The following is a 14,416-nucleotide window of genomic DNA, read 5'->3' as shown; positions in this document are numbered from 1 at the left end:
TAAAATGCGCTTTTAACCTTACGGGTGCTTCAGATTGCGTGCTCCCAGTTCCTGTAAGGCCGCCTGGTATTCTTCGGGATAGTTCACATTACGTAGTTCCTGCACATCCGGTGCCTGCAGCAACTGCACGTCCGAATTGATCAGCACTTTTCGGGGGCAACTATAGCCCTGCGCCAGGAACTGCAGCAGCACCGGATAGCTACGGGGCTCCCAAATCGTAATCAGCGGCTCCGGAAATTGGCCTTCAGGATCCAGAAAAGCAGTCGCCATTTTGGAGGGATTCCGCTGCTGCACCAGGTACTGCAGCGTATGCGCCGACAGGTAAGGCAGGTCGCAGGCAACCGTAAGCCAGGCACTGTCCGGCTGCTGCTGCAGTGCTGACAAAATGCCCCCCATCGGCCCTAAACCTATAAAAGTATCCGCTATCGCTGGTAACTGACCTTCCGACGCTTCGGCCATTTGCTGCGGATTACTGGAAATGTATACGTTGTCGCAGAGGCCGGAAAGCAGCTGCAGCACATGTTGCCGCTGGCTTTGGCCATGGTAAGCAAGGCTGCCTTTGTCCTGGTGCATGCGGGTACTTTGCCCCCCCGCCAGCACCAGGCCGTTTAGCTTCGGCACCTGCTGGTTCAGGTAATTCAGCACAAAATCAGCGATCAGATCTTCCTCTTCAAGTATAAAGACCGGCAGTTGCTCCAGATGCGGCAGGTGCTGCCGCAGGTAATCGGGTATAGCTGTGGCTTTGTCGCGAAGTATAAGCAGGCGCACATCGGTGAGTTTGTCCAGTTTCTGCTCCAGCGACTTGGCCGGATCGATTACCACAATTTGACTTTTGGCTTTAAAATGGTTGCCGTTCACCAGCACCAGGTCCTGCTCATTAAACAGCATGCGGTGCTGAAACGGCGTAAACGCCTGCTTATAGTTCAGGCGCCGGTGCGTGATCTTATCGGTAAACTCAATAGCAGCTCCACTGGCAAGTGCCGTTTGAAGGGCTGCCTCGTTCTCCGGTGCTGCTGCATGGTCGGCATCCACATACGCAATTTTCCAAGCTGCCGCTACCTTCTGTATGATCCGGTGGGCCAGCTGCTGAATGTTACCGCAGGGCGTACCAAGTATAGCCAGTTCATTGCGGGCAAATTCTCCCAATGCAGGCTTGTTTAGTTTCGCGTGTTTGTGGTGCATGTATAGGGTACAAGATCATCGATCGGGGCTGCCTCTGCGGCCATACGATGGCATTTAAAAATCAATATCGCCATACTTACGGTGTTATGCAAGTATGGCGATACGGCTTACATCACTTTATCCAGCGTAATTGGCAAGGTACGGATACGCTTGCCGGTAGCGTGGTACACAGCATTGGCGATGGCCGGAGCTACACCCACAATGCCAATCTCACCCAATCCTTTGGCACCGATCGGATTTACAATATCGTCGTGCTCCTCTACAAAGATAACGTCCAGGTCGTGGATATCGGCATTAACAGGCACATGGTACTCGGCCAGGTTGTGGTTTATGAATCGGCCGAAGTTATTGTCCATAAAGCTTTCCTCCTCCAGCGCCATCCCAATCCCCCAAACTATACCCCCCAGCACCTGGTTGCGGCCGGTTTTAGTGTTGATCACACGGCCCGCAGCCACTGCACTGACTACCCGCGATACGGTGATCGTGCCAAAGTCCTCGTCCACTTTTACTTCCACAAACACGGCAGCATGGGTATAGGGCGCATAATTTTTCTGATCTTTGGCAGGCTTCGATGTTATTTCTGCTTCCAGAACATCCAGGTCCCGCTGCAGCATAATATCTTTGATGTAAAACCCTTTCGACGGATCACTCTTGAGTTTCATCAGGCCGTTTTCAAACTTCACTTCCTCCAGAGTGGCAGTGCCAAACGGTGAGTTCGGCAGCTTGCGCGACCACTTCAGCAACTTTTCGCCCAGCGCATCGCATACCTGTTTTACGGCCGTACCAACAGACGAAACCGTCCAGGAGCCGCCTTCCAGCGGAGCCTTCGGCAAGGTGGAGTCGCCCAGTTTGAAGGTAACATCTTCGATCGGGAGGCCCATTGTTTCGGCCGCCAGCTGGCACATGACCGTGTAGGTGCCGGTGCCGATATCGGCAGTCGCGCTGCTTACGGTCAGTTTGCCATCTGCCGTCAGGCGGCCTTTGGCGCTAGCCTCCTGCTGCTTGGCCTCCCAGGCCGCTGATGCCATGCCCCAGCCCACCAGCAGGTGCCCCTCGCGCATAGACCGTGGTTCCGGGTTTCGTTTTTCCCAACCAAACCGCTCGGCTCCCTTCCGGTAACACTCCTTGAGCTCTTTGCTCGAAAACGGCACATCTTTGTTCTGGTCTTTTTCCGTATAGTTCTGCAGGCGCAGTTCCACCGGGTCTACTCCTGCGGCTACAGCGAGTTCATCCATCGCACATTCCAGCGCATAAGCGCCCGTTACACCGCCGGGTGCACGCATATCGAGTGTGGTGTATACATCCAGGGCGATCAGTTTATGCTCAAAAGCAACGTTGTCGCACTGGTACAGCACATTCTGCCAGATCACGACATTTTCGGAATAGTCTTCAAATTTAGATGTTTCGGCAAAAGCCTCATGCCGTGCCGCTTGCAGTTTACCGTCTTTAGAGGCGCCCAACTGTAGGTGTTGCAAGGTAGCTGGCCGGTGACCGAAAGAAAACATTTGCGGGCGCGTGAGCATTACTTTTACCGAGCGTTTGAGGGCCAGTGCGGCCATGACGGCCATAAACAGTTGGTACTGCGGCCGCAACCCGGAGCCAAAGGCACCGCCTACAAACGGCGAAATAACGCGGGCCTCTTTCACCGAAAGATCAAAGATCTGCTTGATGTACTTCTGGCTGTTCAGCACACTTTGCGTTTTGTCGTAGATCGTCAGCATGCCGTCTTGCTCCCAGATCGCTGTAGACGCGTGCATTTCCATCGGGTTGTGGTGCTCACTGGTGTGGAAATACTCCTGGTCTACTTTGGCATCTGCTTCGGCAAAGGCTTTATCAATGTTTCCGCGTGATTTGGGTGGCTTCTCCGATTTATACTTCTCCGGTTTGTACGCCTCGTCGCGGTCGGCCAGCAGGTTGGTATCATGCGGGGCATCTTCGTACGATACCTTTACCAGCGAAGCGCCATACCGCGCCAGTTCAAAAGTGTCGGCTACTACCAGCGCAATAGGCTGCATGTTAAACTGAATCTCAGCATCGAATAGCGGGCGGAAAGGCGAGCCCGGCGGCGAGTCTTTGTCCTGGTACTTTTTGTCGAACCACGGCATATCGGGACGATGCTCGTGCGTGAACACCTCCAGTATTCCAGGCACCTGCAGCGCCACGCTGGTATCAATGCTTTTGATCCTGCCCCGGGCTATCCGGCTCGACACCACCACCCCATGCACCAGGCCCGGCGCATTGAACTCAGCAGCATATTTGGCTTTGCCTGTTACTTTATCGCGCCCATCTACGCGGCTGGTGCCTTTCCCGATATAGTTTGTATTCATAGTTTATTTCTGTTCTGCGATCTATACTTCGTTTTATACTTGCGGCAGCAGGTTAGCTGCCTAAGTCGCCTTGCTCAGCTTTGCTTTTCTTCCAGGTGTGCTGCCTCGGACAACGCCCGCACAATTGCCCGTTTCGCCAGTTCAATCTTAAAGGTGTTGTGGGCATACCCCTTTGCTCCTTCCAGGTACGCATCAGCTATTTTCCGGAAATTTTCTTTGGTGGCCTTTTGGCCTTTAAGTATGGCTTCGGCCTCGGGCTTACGCCAGGGCTTATGCGCCACGCCTCCCAAAGCCAGCCGGATCTCCTTAATGGTATCGCCTTCCATGTCCAGCGCAGCTGCTACGGCTACCAGCGCAAAAGCGTACGAAGCGCGGTCGCGCACCTTGATGTACGTATAATGATCGGCAAAGCCTTTGGCGGGCAAGTCGATGGAGGTGATGATCTCGTCGGGTTGTAAGTTATTGTCAAGCTCAGGCGTGTCGCCAGGCAAGCGATGGAAATCCAGGATCGGAATAGTACGGTTGCCGTTCTTGCCGGTCACATTAACGGTTGCATCCAGCGCCGCCAGGGCCACACACATATCGGAGGGATGCACGGCAATGCAGGCTTCGCTTTGACCAAGTATGGCATGGATGCGGTTGAAGCCATGGATGGCCGAACAGCCGGTGCCCGGCTCGCGCTTGTTGCAGGGCGTTGAGAGGTCGTAGAAATAATAGCAGCGGGTGCGCTGCATCAGGTTGCCGCCATCGGTAGCCATGTTGCGCAGCTGTGCCGAAGCCCCAGCCAGTATCGCATGAGTCAGCAGAGGATAGCGCTTCTCCACCTCCGGATGGTAAGCTGTTGCGGCATTTGTCGCCAGAGCACCAAGCCGCAGCCCGCCGTCATCATTTGCTTCTATCGTGTTCAGGGCAAGCTGGGTGATGTCGACCAGGTGCCGCGGTGTCATCACATCGATCTTCATCAGGTCGAGCAGGTTGGTACCGCCAGCAATAAACTTTGCCTCATCGTTCGTGCTTACCTCCTTTACTGCCTCCGTTACATTGCCGGCTTTGGTATACGTAAAACTAAGCATCCTTCTGGCCTCCTTTCACTTGCTGAATAGCCGCTATAATGTTGTTGTAAGCGCCGCAGCGGCAGATGTTGCCACTCATCTGGTCGCGCATTTCATACAAGGAGTGTACTTTGTTCTCCTGCAGCAAGCCAATGGCTGAACAGATCTGGCCGGGTGTGCAGTAGCCGCACTGGAACGCATCGTTATCGATAAAAGCCTGTTGCATGGGGTGCAGTTCGCCATCCGTTGCCAGCCCTTCGATGGTGGTTACCTCGCTGCCGTCTTTCATAACAGCCAGCGTGAGACAGGAGTTGATGCGGGTGCCATTTACCAGCACGGTACACGCGCCGCACTGGCCGTGGTCACACCCTTTTTTAGTGCCCGTCAGGTGCAGCTCCTCCCGCAGCAGGTCCAGCAGACTGGTCCAGGGGGCTACCTGCAGGCGCCGCTCCTCGCCATTTATACGAATAGTGACTGTGCTGGCCGAGGGCAGCGGGCGGAGGGCAGTTTCGGCGTTTTCGTTCTGTCGTTTGTTTTTCATACCAAGTTATTTTTGCCTTTGAAAAATGAAGCAGTGCGGCAAAGGAGCAGCTTTCCACATCATCGGGGAGGATATACGTACGGCCGAGGCGCCGCCAGGGCAGGCATTGTAAAGTGATACGAGCAATCCGGCTTTTTTGATTGTTGAAAACTGCCGCTTATGTGTTAAAATTGGCAGCAGCCGACAATTACCCGCACTGGCGCAATTCTTGTAAAATACCTGCCATTGCACCAATTTGCGTAACTTGCGCGTTCGAAAGCATGGCCGCGCCTGCTACGCCAGGTTTATAAACCCAAACATGAGGAGTACGCTTAAAAAGATAATTAAATTTTTTATCACCCGAATTTCTATCCCGCTTGCGCGGCTGATACACGCGGAACTTTCCCCTTTCTGGCACAGCCTGAAAAAGAAATTTACCCGTGGCTACTGGCAGCAGCAACAGGCGCAGTGGCAGCAAGGCGACCGCCGCTCCCACTACAAATTCATACTCAGGATACTTTATAAACTGGCCTTGTGCGGGCTGCTGTTTTTCGTTCTCTTTTATGCTGCTATTTACATCGGCTTGCTTGGGGGCATGCCTTCGCAGCGCGAACTGAAAGCAATACAAAACAACACGGCCTCTGAAGTATACACGGCCGATGGCGTGCTACTGGGCCGCTACTACATCCAAGACCGCACCAACGTGAAGTATGACGACATCTCGCCAGCTGCCGTACAGGCGCTCGTCGCTACTGAAGATGCCCGTTTTTACAAACACCATGGCGTAGACGTGCGCAGCCTGGGGCGTGTGCTGGTCAAATCGCTGTTGCTGCAGCATGAAAGCTCCGGTGGTGGCAGCACGCTGAGCCAGCAGTTGGCAAAAAACCTCTTCCCCCGCAAAGATTACTGGATCTGGGACATGCCAGTGAATAAGCTCCGCGAGATGATCATTGCGCAGAAACTGGAGACCATTTACTCAAAGGAAGAGATTCTGGCGCTATACCTGAACACCGTACCAATGGGCGGTAACCTGTATGGCATTGAGCGGGCTTCGCGCCGCTTCTTCAACACTTCGGCCGATTCGCTCAGCACACAACAGGCAGCCGTACTGATCGGGATGCTGAAGGCTACCACTACCTACAACCCGCGCCTGCATCCGGAGCGCTCCAAAGTCCGCCGCAATGTCGTGCTGGCGCAAATGGCCAAGTATAACTATCTCACTCCGGCAAAGGCTGATTCCCTGCAGAAGCTGCCGCTGAAGCTCCACTATAACTATACCACGCACAACGATGGCCTGGCACCTTACTTCCGGGAGTACCTGCGGCAGGAACTGGCGCAGTGGGCAGCAGGACAAAAGAAAAAAAACGGTGAGCCATACAATATTTACACGGATGGCCTGAAGATCTATACCACCATTGATGCGGGGATGCAGCGACATGCCGAGGCAGCTGTGCGGCAACAAATGTCGCGGTTACAGAAGCAGTTTGATACGCACTGGCGCGGTCGCACGCCCTGGGGCCGCAACACGCAGGTGCTGCAGGTAGCCATGCAGCGTTCTGACCGCTACCGGCACCTGAAAGCGGCCGGCAAATCAGATGCGGAGATTGCCGCTGTCTTTAAAAAACCGGTGCCAATGCAGGTATACGGCTGGGGCGGCAGCAGCCAGAAAACCATAAGCCCGATGGATTCGCTGGCGTATTATGAGCGTTTCCTGAACACTGGCCTGTTATCCATGGAGCCGACCACCGGCTATGTACGGGCTTGGGTGGGCGGCATCAACCACCATATTTTTAAGTATGATCATGTGCTGGCCAAGCGGCAGGTAGGCTCCACCTTTAAGCCCTTTGTGTATGCCGCCGCCCTGGAAAGAGGACTGAAGCCCTGCGACTACTTCCCCAATGAACGCGTAACTTACCCGGACTATGATAACTGGTCGCCCCGCAATGCCGACGAGCAGTATGGCGGCGAGTATAGTATGCGCGGGGCATTGGCCCATTCGGTAAACACTGTTTCCGCCCAGATCATTATGAAAGCGGGCGTAGAAAGAACTGTTGACATGGCCCACCGCCTCGGCATCCAGTCCGACCTGCCAGCGGTGCCGTCGCTGGCACTAGGCACAGCCGATCTCTCGCTGGAGGAAATGGTAGCCGCCTATGCTACGTTTGCCAACCACGGCTACCAGGTGCAGCCAGTCTACATCACCAAAATAACCGATCGCAACGGCCAGGTGCTGCGCGAACACCGGGAGGATACCCGGGCCAAGCGCGTCATTTCGTCGAAGACAGCAGCCACCATGTTATACCTGATGCAGGGCGTGGTAGAAGAAGGAAGCGCTGCCAAACTGCGCCCCCAGTATGGCTTGCAGATGGATATTGCAGGCAAAACCGGCACTACCCAGGACTATGCCGATGGCTGGTTTATCGGCATTACGCCGCAGCTGGTTACAGGCGTGTGGGTAGGTGGCGAGAGCCCGCAGGTGCGCTTCCGGACACTAGCTCTGGGCCAGGGAGCCCATACGGCCCTGCCTATCTGGGGCGACTTCATTCGCCGCATTGCCATCGATCCTGCCTATAAAGGCTACTACAATAGTCATTTCGATCCGCTTCCGCCTAGTCTGCAGGCCAGCCTTAATTGCGCCTCTTTCCGGGCCGAACCACCGCAGCAGAATTTCCTGGAGCGTGTGCTCGACGATGTAGCCGATAAAGCGGTAGAGACTTTCGAAAGCTGGAAAGCAAAATGGAAAAAGCGCCGGCAGGAGCAAAAGCAGCGTAAAAAGAGAGATTAAACGACGTACACAAGTATAAACGTGCCTTTTTAAGCTCTGTGATGAGCTCCAGCCGCCCACAGTTTGGCATTAGGAAGCAGGCAACTGCGCACCGTTAAGGCGAAAATTTATACTTGGCAATATGACCACTGCGCCTGAGTGAGCAGCAGTTAAGATAAAAAGGCACAAATCTAAAAAGCCTGACGCCTATCAGTAAAGCAAGCTTTGGACAAGTATAAAACCGTCTAGCGCTCTATACTATTTGTCTTTTTATACTTGCCTGAGTCCGCTACCTAAGTACCACATTTTATAGATTTTATTCCACCGTTTTATGCGTCACGGTTTCTTCGATAGGAACATTTTCGTGGCGCTCTCCCATGATCAGCCGGTTGCCGGTGTCGAAAGTAAAGTAGCTCCAACTCCAGTTCAGCAGCACGGCCAGCCGGTTGCGGAAGCCAACAATGGAGATCAGGTGCACGAACATCCAGATCAGCCAGGCCACAAAACCCTGTGTTCTATACTCTTTGTTCAAAACCTTCAGGTCAGCTACGGCGTGGTTGCGGCCTACGGTAGCCATGGTGCCCCTGTCATTATAATCAAAAGCCTCCAGCGGTTTGCCGGCCAGCAGATTAACCAGGTTTTTGCCTAGCAGATCGCCTTGCTGCATGGCAGGTTGGGCCAGCATCGGGTGGCCTTGCGGATTCTCTGCCGTAATCATCGCGGCAACATCGCCAATGGCAAATACATTGTCATAGCCTGCCACGCGGTTATATTGGTCTACCTGCAGGCGATTTCCTTTCAGCACACTTTCCTTACGCAGCCCAGGAATAGGAGCGCCGGTAACACCCGCTGCCCAGATCAAGGTGCGCGTAATCAGTTTCTCACCCGTGTCCATCACCGCCGTATACCCATCGTAAGACACTACGCGCCGGTTTAGCCATACATGCACGCCAAAGTTCTCCAGGTACTTCTGCGATTTGCAGGATGCCTCTGTCGACATTCCCTTCAGAAGTTGCGGGCCGCTCTGCACCACATAAATGTCCATTTCCTTAAAATTGAGCTCCCGGTAGTCTTTTGGGAACACATGCTTGCGCAGCTCACTCAGGGCACCGGCCAGTTCCACGCCTGTTGGTCCGCCACCCACAATTACGTAGTCCATCAGGCTGTTGATCTGCTCAGAATCGTCTAGCTGCAGGGCTTTTTCGAAGTTGTAGAGGATGGTGTTCCGAAGCTCTGTCGCATCGTCAATGCTTTTCATCGAGATGGCATTCTGCTCCATCTGCTCGTTGCCAAAAAAGTTGGAGGTGGCGCCGGTGGCAACTACCAGAAAGTCGTAGGGAATTAGCCCGATGGAGGTTTCTACCACCTGCTGTTTTGTGTCCACCTGCTGCACCTCCGCCAGCCGGAAGTAAAAGTTATCCTGCTCCTCAAATATTTTCCGGAAGGGATGTATGATGGAATCCGCTTCTACGCCGGCGGTAGCCACCTGGTAGAGCAGCGGCTGAAAAGTATGGTAGTTGTTCTTGTCAATTAGTACCACCTGCACATCGGCGTGCTGCAGCGCCTTTACCAGTTCCAGTCCGCCGAAGCCTCCTCCTACTATCACCACCCGGCGTTTTCCTGTATTTGCTATTCTGGCATAATTTTCCATAATTCTCTATCCGTGTTTGGTCTTACATGTACCTTAAGCAGTGGTACATGTGCCTTTTTACGCTTTACGCAGCAGCTTTAAGTATGGCTGAGCACTGCCTCAGGCCTGATCAGGTCCTAAACCAGGCTGCTGACTGACCAGCGCTACCATAGCCCCGGCACGCGTACTGCCTCGCCAAGCAAAAGCTACTATATATCCGTAAACTCCTGCATGTTGTTTCATACTAGCCCGGCTGCTATGCCCTCATACCCGGCATCCAGCACATCTTCATTCTGATTATTAACCTGTTAACTACGTATAGCACAGCAGATACAGTTATAGTTTTTTTTTTCTGCAGAGGCAACCATTTACAATCCTGCTCCGTGATGAGAGCGCAAAACAAAAGAGCGTGAGTAACACATGTAGTAAAGAGGTAGAGATTCTGCTTCAAGGGTGCCTGCAACACGACCGGGAAGCACAAAGAAAGCTATACAAGCTTTTTTATGGCTATGCTATGAGTGTTTGCGTGCGCTATTCCAGGGATGCAGAAGAGGCAAAAGAAGTGCTGAACGACGGCTTTTTGAAGGTATTCACCAAACTGGAGCTGTATGAGCGGCACAAGCCCTTTAAACTGTGGCTACGGCGGATCATGATCAACACTGCGCTAGACAATTACCGGCATAACCTGAAGCACTACCATCTGACTGACATTGACAAAGTGGACCCACCGGCTGATCCGTTTGATGTGTTGCAGCAATTTAACTATGAAGACCTGATCGGCCTTATTCAGCAGCTGACACCCGGTTATAGAGCGGTGTTTAACCTATATGTGGTAGATGGATACACACACGAAGAAATTGCAGGTATACTGGGCATTAACGTCGGTACATCCAAGTCTAACCTGGCAAAAGCCAGGGCAAACTTAAGAGAAGCATTAAAAAAAAACAGAATAGATGAGTACAAACAACATGTCTGACGAAGAGCTGGACGATCTTTTCAGAAAGGCTACCGACAGCTTTGAACCGGTTTTTGAGCCAGATGCCTGGACGGCAATGGAACAGAAGCTGGACAGCGTGCAGCCTCGCCAGACCTGGTATAAGCGTTTATACCCGCTCCTGCTTCTGCTCCTGCTCGTCAGCCTGGCAGTGTTCTGGAAGCAAGCCGCGGCACCAGGGCCAGAAGCCACACATGCACCGGATCAGACAACAGCGACTGTACAGGAGAACCCTGCTGTACAGGAAAAGCTTAACACGCAGCCACAGCAAGCTGCACCGCAACAGGGGCGGACACAACAGCAACCAGTAGCTGCCCATACTATACCAAAAGCCGCGCCTGAGACTGTAGCTGGTACTCTGCCAAATGCAAAGACAGCAGTCCGGCTTCAGCTTCAACACACAGGTGCTGCTATAGTAGATGTAAAAGCAGCAGCTGCCGAAGATCGCAACGTAAGGGAAAACCAACGGGAAGAACGGACAGAAGCGGCACCGGCTCTCTTACCACCGTCAGCTGCTGCTGATTCGGTTGTCGTGCCTGCTGCTGCTTCTGAGGCCTCAGTTCTGGCCCAGGCAGCACCGGACAGCGCGGCTGCGGCTGCAGACCTGGAGCCTGCGCTAACTGACTCTGTAGAAACAACTGCTCCCGCTGTGGCAGCCGCCGATAGCAGCCAGAGACAAAATAAGCGCGCTTTTCTGCAGCACGTTACCATCTCGCTCCTGGTGGCACCGGATGTTACGACAGTTAAGTTCAAGCAGCCGAATGCGGTTAGTGCAAACGCCGGCATCAGCGTTAGCGTGCCCCTGACCCGTAAACTCAGCCTGGTGACCGGGGCAGTTTGGGCAGATAAAGTTTATAATGCCGCTCCAGAGGACTATGCTCCTTCGCAGGACTTCTGGCAGGGCAAAACATTGCCAACTGTCATCGAAGCGCAGTGTAAAGTACTCGACATCCCGCTAAACTTACAGTGGCGGCTGCTGGAGCTTAAAAAAGGGGTACTTGCTATAGAGGCTGGCCTATCGAGCTACCTGATGCTGAATGAGAAGTATACCTACGAGTATGAGGGCGGCTATGGCTCCTATAGTAAAGTATGGGAAGTTGCCAACCAGAACAAGCACTGGTTTGGCGTGCAGAATCTCTCCGTAAGCTACACCCACAGGCTGTCGCCGGCCTTTTCGGTTGGTGCGGCGCCTTTTGTAAAAATACCCTTGACCAGCATTGGTGCCGGCCATGTGCAGCTGACAAGCGCCGGCATTTTCCTGAGTGCCGGCTATACGATACCGCTAAGAAAATAAAGTAATCAGACCCTTTTTCTTCCCGTGATAACACAGCATGCCCTGTGTTAGGTTGCTCTGCTGTGCCTTACATTTCTGATTAACGCTTACCTAAATCTTTATACTATGCTACGCAACATGACTACTTTACCAGCAAAGATCCTCCTGTGCTGCCTGCTACTGGTGCTGGCCGGCTGTGATGATGACGATGATGAAAAAACAAGCCTGAATAAGGTGCAGTTTAAGAATATAGCGCTAACAGGGGCTCAAGAAGTACCGGCGAACAGTTCGCAGGCCACCGGCACCTTTAACGGCACCTATAACCGCAACACCAAAGTGCTGACTTATACCCTCACCTACGACGGTATCACCCCGACAGCCATGCACTTCCATAAAGAAGCGATCGGCCAGAGTGGCGGTGTGGAGGTGCCCATCGGCAGCACACCGTACAGCAGCCCGGTAACAGGGCAAACGCCTGTGCTAACACAAGACCAGGAAGCAGACCTGCTGGCAGGCGACTGGTACGTCAACATCCACAGCAGCCAGTTTCCTGCTGGTGAAATCCGGGGACAACTCACGCGCTAAGTTCCCGGTGCCTGGCTGCTTCCGGGGCAGTCAGGCTATTCACCAAAAACATTATCCACCTTAAATGATATACCTATGGCACGTTTTACTTACATAATGCTGGCAGCTGGTTTAGCCTGTGCCGGCGCTGCAATTCCGGGCTGTAAAGATGCGAACGAAGAGGACCTGGATCCGCAACCGCAACCACAAACGCAGACCTGCGACACGACCAATGTTACCTTCACCGCTACTGTGCAACCGATCCTTTCAGCTAACTGCTACAGCTGCCACAGCACGGCAGTAGCGCAATCTGGCGTCGTGCTCGACACCTATGCGGGCGTGCAAAAGCAAGCCGGTAACGGCAATCTGATCGGAGTGATTACCCATGCTACCGGCTACCCGGCAATGCCGCAAGGCGGTGCGAAACTGTCCAGCTGCAACATCAGCAAGATCAAGAAATGGATAGCGGATGGGGCGCCCAACAATTAACCTTTGCTGCTCATGAAAAATAGCCTACTTCTGCTGCTGGCGTGGCTGCTGTGCACGGCGCTGCCGGTGCACAACAGCCAAAGCCGTTACTTCACCAAGACGGGCCACATCTCGTTTTTTTCGGAAGCACTTCTCGAAGACATTGCGGCGCATAACGAGCAGGTCGTGTCGTTGCTGGACACGCAAACCGGCGAGATCGTTTTTTCAGCAACGATGCAGGACTTCCAGTTCCGGAAATCCCTGATGCAGCACCATTTCAATGAGAACTTTGTGGAGTCTGACAAATACCCTAAAGCAACTTTCAAAGGCAAGATCACCAACATCAGTTCGCTTGACCTGTCGCGCGACAACACCTATAAAGTACAGGTGGCGGGGGCGCTCACGGTGCATGGCGTAGAGCGACAGATTACAACCGACGGCACGCTGGAGGTAAAAGGGAACAAGCTGCTGGGGAAAGCCGAGTTTTCAGTTACGCCGCAGGAATTCAACATTGAGATTCCGTTGCTGGTACGCGAGCACATTGCCAAAAACATTGCTATTAAGGTAGATATGCTTTACGAACCTTATACCCGCAACATGCCATGATCAAGTATAAATTGTATTGGCTGGGGGCATTGTTTCTCCTGCTGCTGACACAGAAAGGATACGCACAGGACGATCTGATGGCCTTGGCCGAAGCACAGGACAGCCTCAAGACAACTGCCGTGACAGGCACGTTTAAAGGCACACGCCTTGCAAACGGCCATACCGTAGAAACCAGCGGCGCCGGGGAGCTTCTGTTTCTCATCTCGCACCGCTTCGGCACCCTGAACAGCGGCGCCTACAACTTCTTTGGCCTTGACCAGGCAACCATCCGCCTCGGCCTGGACTATGGGCTTACGGACAGGCTAACAGTTGGCATCGGCCGTAGTTCGCTGGAGAAAACCTTCGATGGCTTTCTGAAATACCGGTTACTGCAGCAGACCCGGCAGCGCAACGGCATGCCCATAACACTCACCCTCTTCACAAGCGCAGCCATAAAAACCCTTAAGGTAGATGAGGCAGAGAACGACGACCTACCCTACAGGCTCACTTACACACACCAGCTGCTGCTGGCCCGCAAGTTTAACGAAAAGCTTTCGCTTCAGCTCTCGCCTACGTTGGTGCACCGCAACCTGGTGGCTGACCGGAAAGCGGAGAACAATGTGTATGCCCTGGGTGCCGGTGGCAGGTATAAGCTCACCAAACGGACCTCCTTTAATGCAGAATACTACTATGTGCTGCCCGGCGAAACTGCTGATTCTTTCCGCAACAGCCTTGCTCTGGGGTTTGATGTGGAAACAGGTGGACACGTATTCCAGCTTATTTTTACCAACGCACAAGGTATGATTGAGAAATTCTTTATTCCGCAAACCACCGGAGCCTGGACAAAGGGCGACGTTTACTTCGGCTTCAATATATCACGAAGCTTTAGCCTGAAAGGCAAAAAGACCTGGTAGACGGCGGTAAAAACTTCCTATTTCATTCTGAAAAAAGATACATGTATAGCTCCTAAACAGAAAGCCGCCGGAGGTATCCGGCGGCCAGTTATACTTGTGGTAAGCAGGCGTGTAAAGTTATGCTAGCCCTGTTTCCCTGGTAT

The 14,416-nt window shown here is 53.3% G+C and carries 12 protein-coding genes; 7 read left to right on the top strand and 5 right to left on the bottom strand.

The genetic code is table 11. The features are described from left to right. Positions 1 to 18: 18 nt before the first annotated feature. The 4 genes from ABDW72_RS18275 to ABDW72_RS18260 form a co-directional block, all read right to left on the bottom strand. Positions 19 to 1,182 carry an NTP transferase domain-containing protein gene (locus ABDW72_RS18275; protein WP_347160048.1) on the bottom strand — a complete coding sequence of 388 codons (1,164 nt, stop codon included), beginning with the start codon at positions 1,180 to 1,182 and terminating at the stop codon, positions 19 to 21. 107 nt (positions 1,183 to 1,289) lie between these two features. After that, positions 1,290 to 3,509, bottom strand: coding sequence for a xanthine dehydrogenase family protein molybdopterin-binding subunit (locus tag ABDW72_RS18270; RefSeq protein WP_347160047.1), 2,220 nt, complete (start codon positions 3,507 to 3,509; stop codon positions 1,290 to 1,292). 74 nt (positions 3,510 to 3,583) lie between these two features. Beyond that, a complete protein-coding gene (locus ABDW72_RS18265) occupies positions 3,584 to 4,582 on the bottom strand; it encodes an FAD binding domain-containing protein (protein ID WP_347160046.1) in 999 nt (332 codons plus the stop codon). Next, a complete protein-coding gene (locus ABDW72_RS18260) occupies positions 4,575 to 5,102 on the bottom strand; it encodes a (2Fe-2S)-binding protein (protein WP_347160045.1) in 528 nt (175 codons plus the stop codon). The genes ABDW72_RS18265 and ABDW72_RS18260 overlap by 8 nt, the downstream gene beginning before the upstream one ends. A 298-nt stretch (positions 5,103 to 5,400) precedes the next feature. Between ABDW72_RS18260 and ABDW72_RS18255 the strand changes: the two genes are divergently transcribed. Next, positions 5,401 to 7,866, top strand: coding sequence for a penicillin-binding protein 1A (locus tag ABDW72_RS18255; protein WP_347160044.1), 2,466 nt, complete (start codon positions 5,401 to 5,403; stop codon positions 7,864 to 7,866). A 295-nt stretch (positions 7,867 to 8,161) separates the two neighbouring features. On the opposite strand, the gene ABDW72_RS18250 is transcribed toward ABDW72_RS18255, so the two are convergent. Further along, a complete protein-coding gene (locus ABDW72_RS18250) occupies positions 8,162 to 9,496 on the bottom strand; it encodes an NAD(P)/FAD-dependent oxidoreductase (protein ID WP_347160043.1) in 1,335 nt (444 codons plus the stop codon). 388 nt (positions 9,497 to 9,884) lie between these two features. On the opposite strand from ABDW72_RS18250, the gene ABDW72_RS18245 reads away from it, so the two are divergent. The 6 genes from ABDW72_RS18245 to ABDW72_RS18220 all read left to right on the top strand — a co-directional run bounded on the left by ABDW72_RS18245 (position 9,885) and on the right by ABDW72_RS18220 (position 14,273). After that, positions 9,885 to 10,451, top strand: a complete 567-nt coding sequence (locus tag ABDW72_RS18245; RefSeq protein WP_347160042.1) for an RNA polymerase sigma factor — start codon at positions 9,885 to 9,887, stop codon at positions 10,449 to 10,451. After that, positions 10,429 to 11,763: a porin family protein gene (locus ABDW72_RS18240; RefSeq protein ID WP_347160041.1), complete on the top strand. Its 1,335-nt coding sequence runs from the start codon at positions 10,429 to 10,431 to the stop codon at positions 11,761 to 11,763. The genes ABDW72_RS18245 and ABDW72_RS18240 overlap by 23 nt, the downstream gene beginning before the upstream one ends. A 105-nt stretch (positions 11,764 to 11,868) precedes the next feature. Beyond that, positions 11,869 to 12,327: a CHRD domain-containing protein gene (locus tag ABDW72_RS18235; RefSeq protein ID WP_347160040.1), complete on the top strand. Its 459-nt coding sequence runs from the start codon at positions 11,869 to 11,871 to the stop codon at positions 12,325 to 12,327. A gap of 75 nt (positions 12,328 to 12,402) precedes the next feature. Beyond that, complete coding sequence (locus ABDW72_RS18230; protein ID WP_347160039.1) at positions 12,403 to 12,795, top strand: hypothetical protein; 393 nt, start codon at positions 12,403 to 12,405, stop codon at positions 12,793 to 12,795. Between the two features lie 12 nt (positions 12,796 to 12,807). Beyond that, complete coding sequence (locus tag ABDW72_RS18225) at positions 12,808 to 13,380, top strand: YceI family protein (protein WP_347160038.1); 573 nt, start codon at positions 12,808 to 12,810, stop codon at positions 13,378 to 13,380. Beyond that, positions 13,377 to 14,273, top strand: coding sequence for a DUF5777 family beta-barrel protein (locus ABDW72_RS18220; protein ID WP_347160037.1), 897 nt, complete (start codon positions 13,377 to 13,379; stop codon positions 14,271 to 14,273). The genes ABDW72_RS18225 and ABDW72_RS18220 overlap by 4 nt, the downstream gene beginning before the upstream one ends. Positions 14,274 to 14,416 lie beyond the last annotated feature (143 nt).

Origin of the sequence: Pontibacter chitinilyticus (assembly GCF_039748935.1) — a bacterium.
GTDB classification, from domain to species: domain Bacteria; phylum Bacteroidota; class Bacteroidia; order Cytophagales; family Hymenobacteraceae; genus Pontibacter; species Pontibacter chitinilyticus.
Note: the sequence above shows the minus strand (reverse complement) of the source record. Positions and strands in the feature narration are given on the sequence as shown.